Below are 21,457 nucleotides of genomic sequence, written 5' to 3'. Positions count from 1 at the left end.
ATCCTTCAAGGAGATGCTAGATCTTCAATAAGAAAAATCTTTTATCAAATCGCGATAGTGATTAGAAAATTGAGCTGCATCATCAACTCTTAAAATATTTATCATTGCAAAAGGTGAATGACCATTTTTATGTGGTAATTTAAATAAATCACCATAATTATTTTTATCCAAAATATGTCTTATATTTTCCCATTTGTCATTTGACAATCCGGCTAGGGCATTTTCAACTCCCATCTTAAGACCAGTTTCTGAAGGTATTTGTTGCCCACACCATGCCAAATGTTTGACTAAAGCTCTTGGCTTAGAATAAGGATTGATTTGACTTATATTAGTTGAGAGTTTTTGAATATGCCATTCTGAATTATGAAGTTTATTTTCCTTGTCTTCGATCGTATCACAAGAAATTAGTGATGGCATTTCTGCACATGTAAAATGAATATTAAGATCTAATCTTTCTCTAGATTTTATATTATTAGGGCATTTGGACATATTGTAACCCTTTCTAATGTATAAAGGATTAGGCTTTAGTTTTGATGGATGGTCTATCAAGAATTTAGTGGTTCTATGCTTATCTTGATAAATCTCAGGCATATCTTGAGGTCGTGAAAGAGCCCAGATAATCCGTGTATACCCAGATTCAATCTCATTATTACTGAAGTTACTGTATAAAGAATCATCATTTATAGGTATTAATCCAGCAAATAATTCACTTAATCTTGGTCCATTAATATTATTGTTTGAATTCCAGTGTATACCTGGTATTTTTATACCTATTCGGCAATTATATAATTTTGTACCATTAATACCATCTAAGGCGGCTTGTATCATTCTTTGACCATGTAATATTAACTCATTGTTATACCAGGTTAGATATTTTTTTACTAAATGATTATTTGTATCTCTATAATTTTGTTTTATATATGTTGAATTAATGATTTGTTGATTACACTCACTATAATTTTGTTGAAATCTCTCAATAGCTGTATGACTCTTAGCTTGAGTATGCCCATATTCAGGATATTGATAATTATCATGACTATTATATGAAGGATACCTAAGTTCTCCAGCAGGACCACAACTCACATTAATCTCTACTATTGATGGTGCGACACATATTTTTTTAAAAAATACAGAATAATAACTATCAGAATACCGTTTACAGAATGTTTTTATAAAAGAAGTATAATACGGTAACATATCATTGTCATGCCAAAAACTTACATACTCCTGACATTTATTCCCATTGTCACTGATAAACTCTCTATTTGTAATTGCCCATTTTGGTATTTTTATATAAATATTATCCCCTACATTACCTCCACACTGGTGGAATGACATAATAGGCGCCCAATTTATTTCTGGTAGGTCTGGTCTTTCATCAGAAATACATTTTAGAGTATATGATAATCTATCATAATACGACCAGTCATATTTTTCTGGATGCTCTTCTTGGACTAACCCCCACCAGACATCAGTTGAAACTGTCAAGTATTGAGAAACACCTTTTAAAGATGTTCGTACAGTATTAATATTATTGCAAAAATATTTCCATTCATCATCATTTGTTATTTTAAGTGGAGCCATTACACAAGCTTGCATATTTATTACTCTCAGATTGTAGTATCAATGTTTACAAAAAGTTGAAAGAGGGTTTCAAGAATCAAACAACACTACTCTTCTTTCTTAATAGCAATACCAAGCTCATTAAGCTGCTCTAAAGTTACTACTGACGGTGCTTCTGTCATCAGACAGCTTGCCGTTTGAGTTTTAGGAAATGCTATTACATCACGGATATTTGAAGTATTTGTAAGTAGCATAATAAGTCTATCAACACCAAAAGCTATACCACCGTGAACTGGTGTACCGTAAGAAAGTGCATCAAGCATAAAACCAAACTTCTCACGAGCTTCTTCATTAGATATTCCAAGTAGATTAAATACTTTAGCTTGGATATCTTGCTTATGAATACGAATTGACCCACCCCCAACTTCATAGCCATTTATGACCATATCATATGCTCTTGAAAGAAGGTTTTCAGGATTTTTATCCAGTTCATCAATACTATCTATTTGTGGAGCTGTAAATGGATGATGCATCGCATATAGTCTATTATCATCTTTTTCAAACATTGGGAAATCAATAACCCATAGTGGTGCCCAATCTTTTGTAAATATTTCAAAATCTTCACCGATTTTAGCTCTTAAAGCACCCATTGAATCGTTAACAACTTTTGCTTTACCAGCACCAAAGAATAGTAAATCACCTTCTTTAGCACCTGTTTTTTCAATTATGTTAAATAATGTTTCTTCAGAAATATTTTTAACTATTGGCGACTGTAGTCCATCTTTCCCTTGAGATAATGAATTAATTTTAATATACGCAAGTCCTCTAGCTCCATATATGCCTACAAATTTAGTATATTCTTCGATATTTTTACGCGTTAGCTTTTCATTGCCTTCTGGAATTTTCATAGCAATTACTCTAGCTTCTGGATCATTAGCAGGACCTGAGAATACTTTAAACTCTTCATTTTTCATATCTTCTTTGATATTTACAAACTCAAGAGGGATTCTTAGATCTGGTTTGTCAGAACCATATTTATCTATGGCCTCAGCAAAACTCATAACTTGGAACGGTGTTTCAAACTTAACACCAATAGTAGACTCAAATAACCCTGCTATCATTTTCTCCATAGTAGACATAATAAAAGCTTCATCAATAAATGAAGCTTCTATATCTATTTGAGTAAATTCTGGCTGTCTATCTGCTCTTAGATCTTCATCACGGAAACATTTAACTATTTGATAATATCTATCAAAGCCAGAAACCATCAAAAGCTGCTTAAAAAGCTGTGGTGACTGAGGAAGAGCATAAAACTTACCGTTAAAATTACGACTTGGCACTAAATAGTCTCTAGCACCTTCTGGTGTTGCCTTTGTTAGAAATGGGGTTTCAATATCTAAAAAGCCATTGTCATCTAGAAAGCTCCTAACATAACGGATTGCTTTTGAACGAGTCATTAGCTTTTTCTGCATTTCTGGTCTACGCAGATCTATATAGCGATACTTAAGCTTTACATCTTCACCTGTTGACTGGTAATCATCTAATTGAAATGGTATGGTTTTTGATTTATTTATAATTTCTAATTTTTCACCAATAATTTCAACTTTACCACTAGCTAAATTAGGATTTTCCTGTCCTGCTGGCCTTAAGCTGACTAAACCTTGTGCTTTTATTACAAACTCGGATCTCAAACTATCTGCAACCTTGAAATTTTCATTATCAGGATTAAAAACTAACTGGACTAAGCCAGTTCTATCTCTTATATCCAAAAAGATAACTCCGCCATGGTCTCTACGACGATGCACCCATCCGCAAATTGTAACTTTTTGGTTTTCTAATTTTTCATTTATATCTGAACTATAGTGTGTTCTCATATCCAAAATAATCCTTTAAAAGTTTTATAAAATAAATAGATAAATTTAACCATAATATTATAACAAGAAAAAATGATAAGACTAAAAGAAATTAGATATGTGTCGCACTTCGGGTTAGAATGTGGGTTTTGTATACAATATCTACCTGAAAGATTTAAGTGTCTATGTGCCATTTCTAGTTCCTTTCCGTTTATAGAACTGTTGATATCTATATCTCTAATAATTTATCATGAAATTTTTTTAATTCTTTATCCTGACTCGCGGAAATAAATACTGTTTCTTTTTCCTTCAGAAATAAATATATTTTTTCTTGTGTTCCTAAATCTAAATTTGATGTCGCTTCATCCAATAAAACTAAATCGTATTTTTTAGTAAAAAGTCTGCAAAAAGCTAATTTTTGCTGCTCTCCTTCTGAAAGTACATTGTTCCAGTTATAACTCTTACCAATAAATTTTTGCAAATAAAGCAAATCTAACTCTTTAAGTATATGTATAAAGTCTTTATCACTAGGTATATTCGTCATTAATGGTGAAAACATTGCTCGTTTAAAATCATCTTTAGGAAAATATGGTTTAGATGTCAATAGCAAAATCTGAGGGTTAGTGTTATAACAAATTTTTCCTTCAAAATTCTTATACGCTCCTTTAATTACCTTAAGTAACGTAGTTTTTCCCACCCCTGTTTTGCCTTGTACCAACAAGCTTTGTCTATTTTTTAGCGAAATGTTTAAATCTGTAAATAAAACCTTTTGAGGATTAGATACTGTTAAACTCTCTATTTTAAAAAGCTCTTTTTGTGAAGTATCTATAGTGTATAGTTTTTTATCATTAGAATTATCTATTTGCTTTTTTAACTCAATTAATCTTTTGACATTTGTTTTTAATTCTGTGACTTGTTCATAACTATATACGAAAAACAATAATGGAGAAACAACCTTTAAAAAAGCCATATTAATCTGCATAATTTGTCCGAAACTTAAAGCCCTAGCAAAATATCTAGGTAATGACAAAAATATTCCTATTACTCCATAAACTTGTGAGAATAAGCTTGTTACTAGGCTTATTTTAATTTCTCTAAAGGTTAAAGCATAAAAATTATCTACTACATACTTAAAATTAGCTTTTGACTTTAAAAACTTAACTTTCTCAAAATTACTGTCATGTATATGGTGTTTATGATTTCTAATTGTAGCTAACCCAAATCTAAATTCTGCTTCATATTTTTGCCTATCATATACAAGTTTTCTAAGTGGTTTGCCAACTTTTATAACCATTAATATGTTTATAGCAGCTAGTAATAACGCAAGCCAAAATAGATACCCATGGATGGTTAATTTATATCCATATATGTTAAATGCAAAACTTCCTGAAAGATGCCATAAAATCCAAGAGAATAAAACAAAAGTTAAAACACTACCAACAAAACCCAAGAATAAATATTTAAGAAGATTTACTAACTCTTTTATATCATAACTTATACGCTCATCAGGGTTATCATACTCTCCCAAATCTGATACATAAGTCTTAGAATATAGCCAATATTTTGTATAAAAATTTGTCAGATACTCTCGCATTCTTATAACAAAAATCTGACTAATAACGTATAATGCAAAACTATTAGCTAACATAAAAAAGATTATGAAAATAAATTTCATTAATTGATACACCAGCAACTGGTAGTTATATTGTTGCAAAGAGTTATAAAAATCAACGTTCCAATAGTTTAAATAAACACTTAAACTAACGCTTATAAATTCTAGTAGGATACAGCATAATAAAGCTAGAAGGGTTCTAAAATTTAAATTATTTACCCAAAAAGGCTTGGTTACTAACCAAACACCTTTAATTAAAACCATTTATTCTGCCTTATATGGGACAGATATTACAACTCTAGTTGCAGTTTTCTCATCTCTTTTATCCATGGCCGCTATAGCTAACTTTAATATTCTAGAATTTTGGTTATGTAATAAAAAATGCCACCATTTAGTGTTAACAACCTCTGGGATAACCACTATTGAGTAGCCTCTATCAGGGTCTCTAAGGTCATTTTTGCGTAATATTTGTAGTATTGGTGTAATAAATGAATTGTAAACAGGTCTTAATATTAAAAGCCGCTCTTCAAAAGCTAAGCTCTTCCATTGCGCTTTCATTTTATTAATTTTATCTTCATCAGCTGATACAAAAACGGGTGTGATGTCATCAGACAAATTTCTTGATAATTGAAGTGCTTCTATTGTACCGCGATGAATACGAGAAACTAAAAGCACAATTTTTGGCTTTAATTTTTCATGCACACAAGCATTCACTATTGCCTCATCTACACTAAGTGTAAGGTTTTCTTCCCGCCTATTATAATGATTTTTTATCCTAAATAAGCCATACATTATGATCGCGATTGCTATTATAACGATCCAAACACCTTCAAAAAATTTACTTTCAACTGTAGTTATTAACACTATAAAAGTCGCCACACAGCCAAATGCGTTTATAAAAGCTCTTATACTCCAGCTCTTGTATAAACGTTTATTCTTGTACCAAAACTTAACTAAACCTGCTTGACAAAGGGTAAATGCTATAAATACTCCAAAGGCATATAGTGGTATAAGTTTACTAACTTTCGCCTCAAAAATGATAACTAAAGTAGCTGAAAGTAATGTCAGCATTACGATACCATTCCTAAAAGCTAATCTATCTCCTACACGCTGGAGCTGCTCAGGTAAGTAACCATCTTTACTCATGATAGAAGCTAAAGTTGGAAAGCCTGTAAAACATGTATTTGCTGCCATCAATAGAATTAAACAAGTTGATGCTTGTAAAAAGTAATAACTAACCCCATTTCCTAAAACTTGGTGAGCTATTTGGGATAATACACTCTCCGAAAAACCTGGTAGAATTTTAGTTTGAGTAGCTATGAAAGTTACACCAGCAAACATCACCATAGAAAATAACGTCATAAAAATAAGCCCAACTAGAGCTCTAGTAAGCATTGGTGATTTGTAGGTAGAGACTCCATTGGCATAAGATTCAATACCAGTCAAAGCTGTACTACCTGATGAAAAAGCTCTTAATATAAGGGTTATAGTCAGTAATCCTGTTGAGTTTTGGATATTTTTTACATAAGAATCACTGTAAACGAACTCTGTCAAAGTGCCAGCATAATATTTGTATAAACCAACCACTATCAAAAACATTATTGAAATAACAAACATATAAGTTGGCCAAGCAAATATTCTTGCTGTAGAACGGACCCCTCGAAGGTTTATCATCATAAGCAATATAAGCAAAGCTAAAGAGATTTCTACAGTATACTTACCAACTACTGGAAATGCTGATCCAATAGCTACAGATGCAGTAGAAACAGATACTGCTACTGTAAGAATATAGTCTATAATCAAAGATGCTGCTGTCAGTAAAAGTAGTTTTTCATTAAAATTATTTTTAACAATTGAGTAAGAGCCTCCTCCTTCAGGGTGCGCTTTAATAACTTGGGCATATGAAAAACCCATTAGAAGTATCAATAACACTATCATTATTGATACCAACATAGAGTATTGTGTTACTGCTATTGTCCCTGCTACTGCCAGAATTATAAAAACTTCACCAGTAGCATATGACACTGAAGATAAAGCATTTGAGGATAAAATTGCAAACCCAGAAAGTATTCCTATTTTTTGCTCTTGTTGTTTAGCTGTAGGAATAGGCGAACCAAATATCAGATTTTTTAGTTTCATTGATTATTAATCCTGCTTTTTTAGAAACTCATTTAAGCTTTTTATTAACTCTTCTGTTTTTTCTCTCATTATAGCTGATATCTTATAATACTTCCCGCTATATCCTATTTGCTTAACAAACTCTTCACATTTAGAATCAACCTCATCTGCTAAAAGATCTATTTTATTGATCACTAAAAACCTTGGTTTATCATATAGTTCTTTGCTATATTTTTTGAGCTCTTTTTCAACCGCAAAATAGTTCTCTACCGGATTAGAGTTATCAAACGGATAAATGTCCACCACATGTAATACGCACCTAGCACGTGTAAGATGCTTTAAAAATCTCAAACCTAAACCAGCACCTTCAGCAGCACCTTCAATCACACCTGGGATATCTGCCATTACAAAGCTGTCTATGCCTACTTGAACAACTCCCAAATGTGGATACATCGTTGTAAAAGGATAATCAGCCACTTTTGGAGTTGCTTGAGATACAGAACGAATTAAAGTAGATTTACCTGCATTTGGTAAACCCAAAAGTGCAACATCTGCTAACAAATTTAATTCTAATCGGACTTCTTTATACTCTCCTTCCTCTCCCAAAGTGAATTTTCTTGGAGCTTGGTTTGTGCTACTTTTAAAATGGGTATTTCCTATACCTCTTTTGCCGCCTGATGCTAATTTTAAAGTTTCCCCATGGCTTAGTACTTCACCGATTTTTTCATCTGTTTCAACGTCAAATACGCTTGTACCAACAGGAACGACCAAGTATAAATCTTCTCCAGCCTTTCCATAACAATTTCTGCCCTCTCCAGGCTTACCATTTTCTGCTTGATGCTCACGTCTATAGCGATAGTCAATTAAAGTATTTGCATTCTCGTCAGCCTTTAGATAAATGCTACCACCATGACCTCCATCCCCTCCATCAGGGCCACCCCTAGGTACATATTTTTCTCTCCGAAAGCTTACACAACCGTTACCACCTTTACCAGCTTGAACCTTAATGGTTACTTCATCTACAAATCTCATATTTCCAAAATTATAATTAAAATTCCTGACCTTATATTATATACCTTCAGCAGCAAATTATCATTTCTAATTTAGAAACTTTAAAAAGGGTTAATATCAAAATACAAATTAACTATTTGACATATAATTACAGCACTACCTAGCACTATAGCGTAAAAATTTAAAGACATCATTTTTGAATCTATGCTTCTACTAAGGAATATCGGAGTGTAAACAAATATTATTACTGCAAATATAGCTGCATACTGCAAAGCTAGTATAAAACCTTTAGGATAAAAAACTGTAAATATAAGAGGTGGAACAAAACAAATTAAATTTAAAACCAGATTATTTATGTTTTTCCCATTTTTTATAAATAAATCTTTCATATAGTGTATTAGTGAAATACCCACACCAATAAAAGAAGTAATAATTGCAATATGAATAAATATATTTAAACCTAGCTCTAACAAGTTTGAGTTTGAAATTGTTTTAATTTCTTCTATAAAGCCACTTGGTGTATTGTTCCCTGAAGAAAATAATGTTTGGTAACTATGTAAACTTTGTTGAGGAATCAATGCCAAAGCTAAAAGCAACCAAACTATATAGATCACTAACACACTTATACTTCCAACAAATATACTTTTACGGATACTCTTTATATCTGCCTGCTGATATTCATAAAGAACTGGTATCACGTTGTGAAATCCAAATGATGGTAGCAATGTAGGCCATGCAAAAACTATTGCTAATAAAGATAAAGGCATACTCTTCAAATAAACTGGATTTATATATAGCAACATAATAGCTATAGCCAAAATAAAGAAGATAAATTTTAGGAAAACAAAAAACCTATTTGTATAATCTGAGATCCTATAACTATACATAAATGAACTAAAAATCAGAATAAAAATTAAAGCAGGTAAAAATACATTATTTTTTGTAGGTGCTATAGCAATATAAGCATAATTAACCAACTCAGCACCTTGCGTGGTATAGGCTGACATCAAAGAATACAATAAAAGCAAATATATTACACTGAAAGATATTTGATATACTTTAGGCGCTTTTGATTGCATCATGGTTGTGAAATTTACACCTAACGGATATTTTGCACAAATGTTCAATAATCTTATAGCTGTGATATACATCACACTCCATGACATAACTAGCAAAATAATAGCTACTATAAACCCACATGATGCTACAACCAAAGGCAAAGAAAGCATGCCCGCGCCAATAGTGGTGCCTATTATCAATAAAGCACTACCGAAAGATCTAGAAAACATTAATAACCAAGATTTAAATTAAATTAGTAAAAATAATATAGTATAAATAGAATTGAAGCAAAACTTTACCGACAAAACCTAATAAACTACACCCATGGTTCCTTTCAATTATTTAGTAACCTCTCAGACTACAATCTAACAACCATTAAATATAGATGTAATACCATTATAAGGAAAATACTAAAATTTAAATTCTTTAGTGAAATATAACTTTTACTTACGCTGTTATTTAATAATAATTTGATGTCATAAAGTTTTAAAGTATATGAAAAAATTTTTTGTTTTTGTTTATTTTTCTTCAAGGTGAGGGCTGTTTAGTTATCTTCATCCTCACTGTCAGGGAATAATAAATTGAGTTTTAAGTCCGGAATTGCTTTTCTATATATAAGCTTCAGTATGTGGAATGGATAATTTTTTATGTTGAGCTATTAATTGTAATAAATAGCTTTTCTTATATTTCCCTATCATAACATCATTCTGCTGCTGCTGAGGGATAATAGCATTTCTCTGAGGTATTGGGCTTAAACTACGATTAGTTTCGTTATAAAAACCTCTTTGCGTATTAATAAATCCTTTCTGTTGCTGCTGTTGAGGCATAAAAGCATTCCTATGCGGTGGACTTAAACTACGCTCCTTTTGAAACATTTGCTGCTGTTGCTGAGGTATAAAAGCATTCCTATGCGGTGGACTTAAGCTACGATCCTTTTGATACATTTGTTGCTGTTGCTGAGGCATAAAAGCATCAAAATCTTCTGTGTATGAACCTTCTTTACCTTCAAGGTTTTTCATAGGAATAGAACTTCTATAAATTTGTTCCGCTGAGATGTCGTTGTTAATGTTAAGGTCAGTATCTACCAATGCTTGCATCTGTCTAATGTTATTAAGTAGTTTATTAAATGTTTCTCGTTGAGTAGCTTTTTGATCTCCAATAATTTTAATATTTTTGTTAAATTTATCTAAAGAAACGTTCTTGACATTGTAGCTTTGATGGATACGTTCCATATTATTACCAAAACTTTCTTCATCTTCTGGTGCATGAATATTAGTATCTTGCAATTGTAATGCCTGCATAATAGAATACCCTTCATTGTTTTTATTACACCATATAACTCTCTTGTAGCCACCATCCCGATCACCATTTTCAAGACCACGACAGCTAAATAACTCTACCCTACGCGGCAACTTATACTTAGCGATAAAATCTAAAACGTTAGACACCTTAAACTTTGTAGAACTAAAATAGGTAAATTCGTTGAGATGTATAAGACCCAAACCTACAGCACGAGATGCTGATTCGAAAGCAGAAATATACTCTTGTCTTTTTTGGTCTTCTGTTAGGACAGGCGAAATCCATGGACTTATAGATATATCCATAATCTTATCATCATGCGAGGCAGTTCCAGTTACGAGCTTTTGGAGGTTTTTTTGAACCTTATCACCAATATAAGTAATTTGTCCGTTATCACGTAAGTTAGCAAGATTAAGCTCTCTATTGGCCCCCATATACATGACACAGGAGTTTTTTCCTTTACCATCACGAGACCATTTACCGAAAACTCGCATATATAGGCGTTCATAAAAAGAAGGAAAACTAGCTGTTAAAATACTACCATATGGTTGGTTGTAGTATATATCCCATGGACCTTTAGGCGGAGAAAAAGGATCTAAGTGATATCCTTTGTCTTCTACTTGTGTTCCATGAGCAAAGCTAGAACAACCTTTTAGTTTAGAAAAATCAATGAATTTATTAGTCTCAAATTCTTTTTCCCATTTAAATATTAGTTGAATGGCACCATACGTAAATACGCCCACACTTACTACTACGTTTTTATATGGTTTTTTATGATCTCCCCAATATTGATCTTGAAGCCCCCAATAATGCTTTACTGAACGAATTTGCTTACCACCTTGTCTTTTACAAGAAAATTCACGACATTTAAAACTACGAGAATTAGCGACTTTATATACAGAATATTTGTTATGCTAACATTCCCAAGCAAGTGCGACAATGTGTTCAAGTATGTTAGATGGACTAATAAAACATCATAGTTTTTCCAGGATGTTAAAGGTTGGTAGCTATGAGAATAAAAATATCTGGTTAAAAGGTAAAGGCATTTTAAAAACTTACAAAGATAAGTCAAAAGTATTATCTATAGACAATACAATAAGTCCTAAATCTGATAGTAAGGTCAATGAGGTAGTAAACTGGTTTTATGATCATTCTGTAGGCAGAGCAGTTAAAGGCATAAAACTTATTAGTGCTTTAATCCATGTTGGAGATGCTAATATTCCTGTAGGCTTTGAAGTACAAACTAAGGAAAACTTTGTAGTAGAAAAAGATAAAGCGGGTAGAGAACGTCTAAAGCGTAAAGCATGCTATACAATTAATGAACTGGCAAGAAAACTGGTATTGAAATTAGGAGCCTCTCCATTAAACTGTGTAAATAGTTTTACAGATAAACCTGCAATCTATCTTCAAAGTGAATAATGAAATAAGGCATAGCTTCATTCGGGACTTTCCAAATAAATGTGTAAATTCTTAATTAACCTGCTAGATTATATCTAGCAAAATATTAAGGATAGAAACGATGTCTAAGAATAAGAAGTCAGAAGATATTTACTCAGTTATTGCAGATCAAATAATAGATTCAGGTGTTGATGTTAATCAAATGTTTGAGAAAGATGGTTTGCTAAAGCAACTAACAAAACGATTATTAGAAAAAGCACTAGATACAGAAATGAATAGTCATCTTGGCTACTCAAAGCATCAACGCAGTAACTCTTCAAATGCTAGAAATGGCTATAGTAATAAAAGTTTATCTACGGATACTGGTAATATAGATATATCAATTCCTAGAGATAGAGATAGTAACTTTGAGCCTCAAATAGTTCCCAAAAGAGTAACAAAGATAAATGGATTAGACCAAAAAATAATATCTTTGTATGCTAAAGGTATGAGTACTACAGATATCCAACAACAGTTATTTGAGTTATATGATACAAAGATAAGTACAAGCTTTATAAGTGATGTTACAGAAGCTATTATTGATGATGTTAAAGCATGGCAAAATAGACCTTTAGAGTCAGTTTATCCAATAGTGTTTTTTGACTGTATAGTCGTTAAAGTTAGAGAAGACAAGCATATTATTAATAAAGCTGTGTATGTGGCTCTTGGCATATCGTTAACTGGTCATAAGGATGTATTAGGTCTTTGGATCAGTCAAAATGAAGGTGCTAAATATTGGCTAGGAGTATTTACTGAATTAAAGAATAGAGGCTTACAGGATATATTTATAGCATGTACTGATAATTTAAAAGGTATGTCTGATGCTATACAAGCTATATACCCTGAGACAAAGCATCAGCTTTGTATGGTTCATCAAATTCGTAATAGTCTTAAGTATGTGCCATATAAAGACAAAAAAGAGGTAGCTAGAGAGTTAAAGAAAATATATGATGCTGATACCATTGAAATAGCTCAATCTGAACTTGATAACTTTGCAAATAAGTATGACGCTAAATATCCTTTAATTTCAAAATCATGGACAAATAACTGGGATAATTTAACCGTATTCTTGCAATACCCACCAAAAATTCGTAAAGTTATTTATACTACTAATGCGATAGAATCGCTTAATAGTCAGTTTAGGAAAGTTATTAAAAATAAAAAGCTGTTTCCTAAGGATGACTCTGTTTTCAAATCTTTGTACTTGGCTATAGATTATTTGACTAAAAAATGGTCTATGCCTGTCAGATATTGGAATGAGGCTATGCCTTATTTCGCTATTGAGTTTGAGGATAGAATCCAGAGATTCATGTAACTGAATTTACACAGTTAAGTGGAAAGGCTCGAAGTTTAAATCAAAATATTATAAGCAAAAGACACAAATAAAGCTATTTTAATCAATTATCCCTATTAAAATATCGATCTATTATGGAAAAGTATAAGAAATATTTCCAGTATAGTTCTCAGAATTAACAGAGAAATTTATTTCTGCATTCAAAGTAAGCCCATCACAGACCCCACCATTATTTGTAAAATATAAAATTTCTGAACCATAAGTGCTACCGTCAAAAGAACCATCTGAATAGGTAATAAAAGATATTTCTCCATTTGTTAAAGGTGTATCTATACCAGTTATAGATTGTTTATCAATTGTTGTCAAACAATCTACACTATCAGCTGCAGTCCCACTTAAAATCATATGTATAGGAGTTGGTTCGCTATCGTTTGTATTCTCAAAACCAACAATTTGATTTGCATCTAACAAAAAAGAGCTATTATTTGAATTTAAATACAAAAGACTAGATATATTGGTAGTGCCTACTATTTCATTAACCCATCCAGTAGCGATGCTAGTCAAAACCACTAAACTTAAGGCTTTTTTATCATAAAAAATATATATTTTTAATAAAAAAATAAATGTAATTATAACTTATAACTCACCTTACGCATTTTAGTTATGAATTTCTAATTTCATATAACTCCTTAAGAGCAATAGCGTTAGATCTAACTAATAGCTTATATTTCAGAGCGAAGTGGTTTAGTGAAGTTTTTATCTTAAGCATTTCTAGTTTACAAAAAGCTACTAATGAGCAAAAAATATGATTTCTTTGAGTTTTCTCAACTTTAGTTGGTGAGGCTGATAAAGAAGTATTTTGCTTAATTGATTTATGATAAACCTCTATTTGCCATCTTTTTTGATAGTCATGGTATAACTGATTAGAATCTATTTCTAAATCATTTGTTACAAGATATAAAATTCCTTTTGTACCGTTCTCGTTTATGAAAATCTTTTTTGTTAAAAGCACAGGGAAATTCATATCTTTAAGCCATATCTTTAAAGATTCTCCATCAGCAATATCAAGTTCAGAGAGCTTAATAAAATCCTTACTCTTTCTAGCATAATCACTCAAGGCAACAACTCTATTTGACTTCATACCAAGTATAAATTTCTTCGATAATCTATGATGTATGAAATTCATATTATCTTTAGAGCAAAACCAGCTATCTGCCAAAATATATTTAAACTTAACATGATTAATAACTGCTCGATTTATCATGTTTTGAAACATTTGGTTTTTAGTAACTTTAGATCTTCTTTTATACCGCTTATCTTTTTCATCATAATATCGCTCATCCTTTTTCACTATCTCATAGTCTATAGGAATAGATAAGTTTGATGTACTAAGCATACATGAGACTATATTAATACCCTTTACATGAACACTTTTAGCATGAGAGTGATGCCAACAGACTATATCATTTTCATCTGTGCTTGGCTTTTCACTAATTGTATCATCCAAACAAAGAACATCGTATTCGCTGTTATGTTTTCTAACTAAAGGCTTTATATATTTCCAAAATTCTAAGCTTGTTAAATCTGACTTGTTTAAAAACCTTGTTATTTTGTCATGTGATACTTCTTGATCTAATATATCTGATAATTTTGTGGCTGTAGCATACTTAGTTTGGCTTATAACTCACCTTACGCATTTTAGTTATGAATTTCTAATTTCATATAACTCCTTAAGAGCAATAGCGTTAGATCTAACTAATAGCTTATATTTCAGAGCGAAGTGGTTTAGTGAAGTTTTTATCTTAAGCATTTCTAGTTTACAAAAAGCTACTAATGAGCAAAAAATATGATTTCTTTGAGTTTTCTCAACTTTAGTTGGTGAGGCTGATAAAGAAGTATTTTGCTTAATTGATTTATGATAAACCTCTATTTGCCATCTTTTTTGATAGTCATGGTATAACTGATTAGAATCTATTTCTAAATCATTTGTTACAAGATATAAAATTCCTTTTGTACCGTTCTCGTTTATGAAAATCTTTTTTGTTAAAAGCACAGGGAAATTCATATCTTTAAGCCATATCTTTAAAGATTCTCCATCAGCAATATCAAGTTCAGAGAGCTTAATAAAATCCTTACTCTTTCTAGCATAATCACTCAAGGCAACAACTCTATTTGACTTCATACCAAGTATAAATTTCTTCGATAATCTATGATGTATGAAATTCATATTATCTTTAGAGCAAAACCAGCTATCTGCCAAAATATATTTAAACTTAACATGATTAATAACTGCTCGATTTATCATGTTTTGAAACATTTGGTTTTTAGTAACTTTAGATCTTCTTTTATACCGCTTATCTTTTTCATCATAATATCGCTCATCCTTTTTCACTATCTCATAGTCTATAGGAATAGATAAGTTTGATGTACTAAGCATACATGAGACTATATTAATACCCTTTACATGAACACTTTTAGCATGAGAGTGATGCCAACAGACTATATCATTTTCATCTGTGCTTGGCTTTTCACTAATTGTATCATCCAAACAAAGAACATCGTATTCGCTGTTATGTTTTCTAACTAAAGGCTTTATATATTTCCAAAATTCTAAGCTTGTTAAATCTGACTTGTTTAAAAACCTTGTTATTTTGTCATGTGATACTTCTTGATCTAATATATCTGATAATTTTGTGGCTGTAGCATACTTAGTTTGGCTTATAAGATAGTCTGTGTATATATCTAGTAAATCCTTGTCCATTTCTTAAAAAACAGAATTTTTTCCTATGTCCAGTATTCTAAATATCTTTTTAAAACTTACAATCTTTTACGTAAGGTGAGTTATAAGATAGTCTGTGTATATATCTAGTAAATCCTTGTCCATTTCTTAAAAAACAGAATTTTTTCCTATGTCCAGTATTCTAAATATCTTTTTAAAACTTACAATCTTTTACGTAAGGTGAGTTATAAGTTCAAATTTGTCAATCATGGTTTTTAATATTAAACTTCAATTTCAAACCTTTTACAGCAAATTATTTTTTATGATTCACAAATGAAGTAACCCCAGCTATTTAGCTGAGGCCTTATATTTGTGCTCTATAAATTGAGTCTTATATATTAAAAAAGATGGCGACTACCTACTTTCACCTGGGCAAGAGCCAGACTATCATCGGCGTGTTGTAGTTTCACTTCTGAGTTCGGAAAGGGATCAGGTGGTTCCTACAAGCTATCATCGCCAAAACTTGAGTTTTGGATTATAAAGATATTTAACAATTCAGCATAGAAATAGACTTAAGTCTCTCGGATCATTAGTACTGGTAAGCTACATACATTACTGCACTTCCACACCCAGCCTATCAACGTCGTAGTCTCCAACGTTCCTTACAGGTTTTAAACCTGAGAGATCTAATCTTGAAGGAGGCTTCCCGCTTAGATGCTTTCAGCGGTTATCCCGTCCGAACGTAGCTACCCGGCAATGCTTCTGGCGAAACAACCGGAACACCAGTGGTTCGTTCACTCCGGTCCTCTCGTACTAGGAGCAACTCTTCTCAAATCTCTAACGCCCACGGCAGATAGGGACCGAACTGTCTCACGACGTTCTGAACCCAGCTCGCGTACCACTTTAAATGGCGAACAGCCATACCCTTGGGACCTGCTTCAGCCCCAGGATGTGATGAGCCGACATCGAGGTGCCAAACTCCTCCGTCGATATGAACTCTTGGGAGGAATCAGCCTGTTATCCCCGGAGTACCTTTTATCCGTTGAGCGATGGCCTTTCCATACAGAACCACCGGATCACTAAGACCTACTTTCGTACCTGCTCGAGCCGTCACTCTCGCAGTCAAGCGCACTTTTGCCTTTATACTCTTGGTATGATTTCCGACCATACCGAGTGCACCTTCGTACTCCTCCGTTACTCTTTAGGAGGAGACCGCCCCAGTCAAACTACCCACCATACACTGTCCTCGTCTTTCAACTGAGTTAGAACTTCAATAATTCAAGGGTGGTATTTCAAGGTCGACTCCACATGATCTAGCGACCATGCTTCTTAGTCTCCCACCTATCCTACACATAAATGATCAAAGTCCAGTGCAAAGCTATAGTAAAGGTTCACGGGGTCTTTCCGTCTAACCGCGGGTACGCTGCATCTTCACAGCGATTTCAATTTCACTGAGCCTCTGGTGGAGACAGTGTGGCCATCGTTACGCCATTCGTGCAGGTCGGAACTTACCCGACAAGGAATTTCGCTACCTTAGGACCGTTATAGTTACGGCCGCCGTTTACTGGGGCTTCGATCCAGAGCTTCGCCTAAGCTAACCCCTTCAATTAACCTTCCAGCACCGGGCAGGCGTCACACCCTATACTTCCTCTCTCGAGTTCGCAGAGTGCTGTGTTTTTGATAAACAGTCGCAGCCACCTGGTATTTGCAACCCTCAACAGCTTACGTAGCAAGTACTTCACCATTAAGGGCACACCTTCTTCCAAAGTTACGGTGTCATTTTGCCTAGTTCCTTCACCAGAGTTCTCTCATAGCCTTAGTATTCTCTACCTACCCACCAGTGTCGGTTTACAGTACGGTTACTTATACAATATACTTAGAAGCTTTTCCTGGAAGCAGGGCATCAGTAGCTTCGCCAAATAAATTTGGCTTCGTCTCGTATCTCAGATTATCAAGTTACCGGATTTGCCTAATAACTCTACCTACTTACTTTCACTTGGACAACCATGCGCCAAGCCTACCTAGCCTTCTCCGTCCCTCCTTCGTTCATATAAGCAGCACAGGAATATTAACCTGTTTCCCATCGACTTCACTCTTCAGCTACGCCTTAGGGGCCGGCTTACCCTACGTTGATTAACATTGCGTAGGAATCCTTGGGTTTTCGGCCAATAAGAATCTCACTTATTTTACGTTACTCATGTCAGCATTCGCACTTCTGATACCTCCAGCAAACTTCTCAATTCACCTTCATCGGCTTACAGAACGCTCCCCTACCAATATATTAAATATATTCCGCAACTTCGGTGCATAGCTTAGCCCCGTTAAATCTTACGTGCAGGCCGACTCGACCAGTGAGCTATTACGCTTTCTTTAAAGGATGGCTGCTTCTAAGCCAACCTCCTGGCTGTCTGGGCCTTCCCACTTCGTTTCCCACTTAGCTATGACTTAGGGACCTTAGTTGGCGGTCTGGGCTGTTTCCCTTTCCACGACGGACCTTAGCACCCGCCGTGTGTCTCCCGTGATAAAACTTGATCGTATTCTGAGTTTGCATCGAGTCGGTAAGCTCGTAAAAGCCCCCTAGTCGAAACAGTGCTTTACCCCAATCAGTCAATTCACGAGGCACTACCTAAATAGTTTTCGGGGAGAACCAGCTATCTCCGTGCTTGATTAGCCTTTCACTCCGATCCACAGCTCATCCCATACTTTTGCAACAGTACCGGGTTCGGTCCTCCAGTTAGTATTACCTAACCTTCAACCTGGCCATGGATAGATCGCGCCGGTTTCGGGTCTACTCCTAGCGACTAGTCGCCCTATTAAAACTCGCTTTCGCTACGGATCCCTTATTCAGTTATCCTCGCCACTAAAAGTAACTCGCTGACCCATTATACAAAAGGTACGCAGTCACATGACTAAATCATGCTCCTACTGCTTGTATGCAAGCGGTTTCAGATTCTATTTCACTCCCTTTATTAGGGTTCTTTTCACCTTTCCCTCACGGTACTAGTTCACTATCGGTCATTCAGGAGTATTTAGCCTTGGAGGATGGTCCCCCCATGTTCAAACAAGGTTTCTCGTGCCCCGTCCTACTTGTTCGTATGCTTAGTTCCATCTTAATCATTTCGTATACGGGACTATCACCCTCTATCGTCAAGCTTCCCAACTTGTTCTACTATAATTAAAATTATATCATACCAGGCTCTTCCCACTTCGCTCGCCACTACTATGGGAATCTCAATTGATTTCTCTTCCTAAGGGTACTTAGATGTTTCAGTTCCCCTCGTTCGCTCTCTATCTTATATCAGATAAAGTGACTGGACTGCTCCAGCCGGGTTCCCCCATTCGGAAATTCCGGGATCAACGCTTATTTGTCAGCTACCCCAGACTTATCGCAGACTAACACGTCCTTCTTCGCCTCTGAATGCCAAGGCATCCACCGCTTGCACTTATTCTCTTAAGTCTATTTCTATACTAAATTGTTAAATATCTCTATATTCATGCAAATAAAATATTGGTGGAGCCAAGCGGGATCGAACCGCTGACCCCCTGCGTGCAAAGCAGGTGCTCTCCCAGCTGAGCTATGGCCCCAAAAAAAATGGTGGGTCTGAGTAGACTTGAACTACCGACCTCACCCTTATCAGGGGTGCGCTCTAACCAACTGAGCTACAGACCCGTATCTTATTTACACTAAAATATATTAGCTACAAACACTCTATCAATTCATCTGAATTAGCAATTAAGCTCTATTCTTATTATTCTTTTCGTATTTCCTTTAAGGAGGTGATCCAGCCGCAGGTTCCCCTACGGCTACCTTGTTACGACTTCACCCTAGTCATGAATCACTCCGTGGTAAACGCCCATCCGTTAAGCTATCTACTTCTGGAGCAACCCACTCCCATGGTGTGACGGGCGGTGTGTACAAGACCCGGGAACGTATTCACCGCGACATTCTGATTCGCGATTACTAGCGATTCCGACTTCATGCTCTCGAGTTGCAGAGAACAATCCGGACTAAGAGTACCTTTCTGAGTTTCGCTCCACCTCGCGGTTTGGCAGCCCTCTGTAATACCCATTGTAGCACGTGTGTAGCCCTGGTCGTAAGGGCCATGATGACTTGACGTCGTCCCCACCTTCCTCCGCCTTGTCAGCGGCAGTCTCAATAGAGTACCCAACTTAATGATGGTAACTATCAATAGGGGTTGCGCTCGTTGCGGGACTTAACCCAACATTTCACAACACGAGCTGACGACAGCCGTGCAGCACCTGTCACACAGTTCCCGAAGGCACCAATTCATCTCTGAAAAGTTCTGTGGATGTCAAGACCAGGTAAGGTTCTTCGCGTTGCATCGAATTAAACCACATGCTCCACCGCTTGTGCGGGTCCCCGTCAATTCCTTTGAGTTTTAGCCTTGCGGCCGTAGTCCCCAGGCGGAGTACTTATCGCGTTAGCTACGCCACTAGGCCCTTTACACCGAACCCAACAGCTAGTACTCATCGTTTACAGCGTGGACTACCAGGGTATCTAATCCTGTTTGATCCCCACGCTTTCGTCCCTCAGTGTCAGTATTAGTCCAGAATGTTGCCTTCGCCATCGGTGTTCCTTCTGATCTCTACGCATTTCACCGCTACACCAGAAATTCCCCATTCCTCTACCATACTCTAGTTTGACAGTATCAAATGCAGTTCCAAGGTTGAGCCCTGGGCTTTCACATCTGACTTATCAAACCACCTACAGACCCTTTACGCCCAGTAATTCCGATTAACGCTTGCACCCCCCGTATTACCGCGGCTGCTGGCACGGAGTTAGCCGGTGCTTATTCTTTAGGTAACGTCAATTCCATTAGCTATTAACTAATAGACCTTCCTCCCTAACTAAAGTGCTTTACAACCCTAAGGCCTTCTTCACACACATGGTATTGCTGGATCAGAGTTTCCTCCATTGTCCAATATTCCCCACTGCTGCCTCCCGTAGGAGTTTGGGCCGTGTCTCAGTCCCAATGTGGCTGATCATCCTCTCAAATCAGCTATGGATCGTCGCCTTGGTAGGCCCTTACCCTACCAACTAGCTAATCCAACGCAGGCTCATCCATTCGCGGCAGCAACAAGTTGCCACCTTTAATCCTCAGATATTATGCGGTATTAACAGTCGTTTCCAACTGGTATCCCCCTCAAATGGGTAAATTCCTACGCGTTACTCACCCGTCCGCCACTCGTCAGCATCCGAAGACCTGCTACCGTTCGACTTGCATGTGTTAAGCATACCACCAGCGTTCAATCTGAGCCAGGATCAAACTCTTCAGTTTAATCTAATTCTCTGACTCAATCACTAAACTCAAATTCTTCAACAAAGTGTTTGTATTTAATATATCTCTTAAATATCTCCAGGCATCAAGCCCCTCTCTACCGCTAACATCACCCGTCAGCCAGTGAAGACATATAATACACACCTCCCTCTCTCAACGCAAGAGCTTTTTATGAAATTTTTGAAGTTTTTG

Annotated in this window: 11 protein-coding genes, 2 tRNA genes, 3 rRNA genes and 1 pseudogene; 2 read left to right on the top strand and 15 right to left on the bottom strand. The window is 35.2% G+C overall.

The window, feature by feature from the left end:
- Positions 1-24: 24 nt before the first annotated feature.
- The 7 genes from E4K63_RS00325 to E4K63_RS00295 all read right to left on the bottom strand — a co-directional run bounded on the left by E4K63_RS00325 (position 25) and on the right by E4K63_RS00295 (position 11,258).
- Complete coding sequence (locus E4K63_RS00325) at positions 25-1,599, bottom strand: family 14 glycosylhydrolase (RefSeq protein ID WP_133942139.1); 1,575 nt, start codon at positions 1,597-1,599, stop codon at positions 25-27.
- Positions 1,600-1,670: 71 nt separating this feature from the next.
- Positions 1,671-3,437, bottom strand: coding sequence for an aspartate--tRNA ligase (gene aspS / locus E4K63_RS00320; RefSeq protein ID WP_133942140.1), 1,767 nt, complete (start codon positions 3,435-3,437; stop codon positions 1,671-1,673).
- A gap of 208 nt (positions 3,438-3,645) precedes the next feature.
- Positions 3,646-5,292, bottom strand: coding sequence for an ABC transporter ATP-binding protein/permease (locus E4K63_RS00315; RefSeq protein WP_133942141.1), 1,647 nt, complete (start codon positions 5,290-5,292; stop codon positions 3,646-3,648).
- Positions 5,293-7,167 (bottom strand): APC family permease, encoded by a 1,875-nt coding sequence (locus tag E4K63_RS00310; protein WP_133942142.1) that lies wholly within the window; start codon positions 7,165-7,167, stop codon positions 5,293-5,295.
- A gap of 6 nt (positions 7,168-7,173) precedes the next feature.
- Entirely contained in the window at positions 7,174-8,178 is a 1,005-nt protein-coding gene (gene cgtA / locus E4K63_RS00305) for an Obg family GTPase CgtA (protein WP_133942143.1), read from the bottom strand.
- An 80-nt stretch (positions 8,179-8,258) separates the two neighbouring features.
- A complete protein-coding gene (locus E4K63_RS00300; protein WP_133942144.1) occupies positions 8,259-9,446 on the bottom strand; it encodes an amino acid permease in 1,188 nt (395 codons plus the stop codon).
- A gap of 378 nt (positions 9,447-9,824) precedes the next feature.
- Positions 9,825-11,258: a hypothetical protein gene (locus E4K63_RS00295; protein ID WP_133942145.1), complete on the bottom strand. Its 1,434-nt coding sequence runs from the start codon at positions 11,256-11,258 to the stop codon at positions 9,825-9,827.
- 82 nt (positions 11,259-11,340) lie between these two features.
- Between E4K63_RS00295 and E4K63_RS00290 the strand changes: the two are divergent.
- Positions 11,341-11,865 (top strand): annotated as a pseudogene (locus E4K63_RS00290) (IS701 family transposase); the annotation flags it as partial.
- Between the two features lie 169 nt (positions 11,866-12,034).
- Positions 12,035-13,267, top strand: a complete 1,233-nt coding sequence (locus E4K63_RS00285) for an IS256 family transposase (protein ID WP_179965676.1) — start codon at positions 12,035-12,037, stop codon at positions 13,265-13,267.
- 111 nt (positions 13,268-13,378) lie between these two features.
- Here E4K63_RS00285 and E4K63_RS00280 read toward each other — a convergent pair whose 3' ends face one another.
- From E4K63_RS00280 to E4K63_RS00245, 8 genes are all read right to left on the bottom strand, one after another.
- A complete protein-coding gene (locus tag E4K63_RS00280; RefSeq protein ID WP_179965675.1) occupies positions 13,379-13,810 on the bottom strand; it encodes a hypothetical protein in 432 nt (143 codons plus the stop codon).
- Between the two features lie 97 nt (positions 13,811-13,907).
- Positions 13,908-14,927 carry an IS701 family transposase gene (locus tag E4K63_RS00275; protein WP_179965705.1) on the bottom strand — a complete coding sequence of 340 codons (1,020 nt, stop codon included), beginning with the start codon at positions 14,925-14,927 and terminating at the stop codon, positions 13,908-13,910.
- A 21-nt stretch (positions 14,928-14,948) separates the two neighbouring features.
- Positions 14,949-16,007 (bottom strand): IS701 family transposase, encoded by a 1,059-nt coding sequence (locus E4K63_RS00270; RefSeq protein ID WP_179965674.1) that lies wholly within the window; start codon positions 16,005-16,007, stop codon positions 14,949-14,951.
- 363 nt (positions 16,008-16,370) lie between these two features.
- Positions 16,371-16,486: ribosomal RNA gene (gene rrf, locus E4K63_RS00265) — 5S ribosomal RNA — on the bottom strand.
- Between the two features lie 47 nt (positions 16,487-16,533).
- Positions 16,534-19,422 (bottom strand): 23S ribosomal RNA (locus E4K63_RS00260).
- A gap of 52 nt (positions 19,423-19,474) precedes the next feature.
- Positions 19,475-19,550 (bottom strand) — tRNA-Ala (locus tag E4K63_RS00255).
- 8 nt (positions 19,551-19,558) lie between these two features.
- Positions 19,559-19,635 (bottom strand) — tRNA-Ile (locus tag E4K63_RS00250).
- A gap of 100 nt (positions 19,636-19,735) precedes the next feature.
- A 16S ribosomal RNA gene (locus tag E4K63_RS00245) occupies positions 19,736-21,265 on the bottom strand.
- The 16S, 23S and 5S rRNA genes sit together here with 2 tRNA genes alongside, the layout of an rRNA operon.
- Positions 21,266-21,457: the final 192 nt, after the last annotated feature.

This window comes from Allofrancisella inopinata (genome assembly GCF_012222965.1).
GTDB classification, from domain to species: domain Bacteria; phylum Pseudomonadota; class Gammaproteobacteria; order Francisellales; family Francisellaceae; genus Francisella; species Francisella inopinata.
Note: the sequence above shows the minus strand (reverse complement) of the source record. Positions and strands in the feature narration are given on the sequence as shown.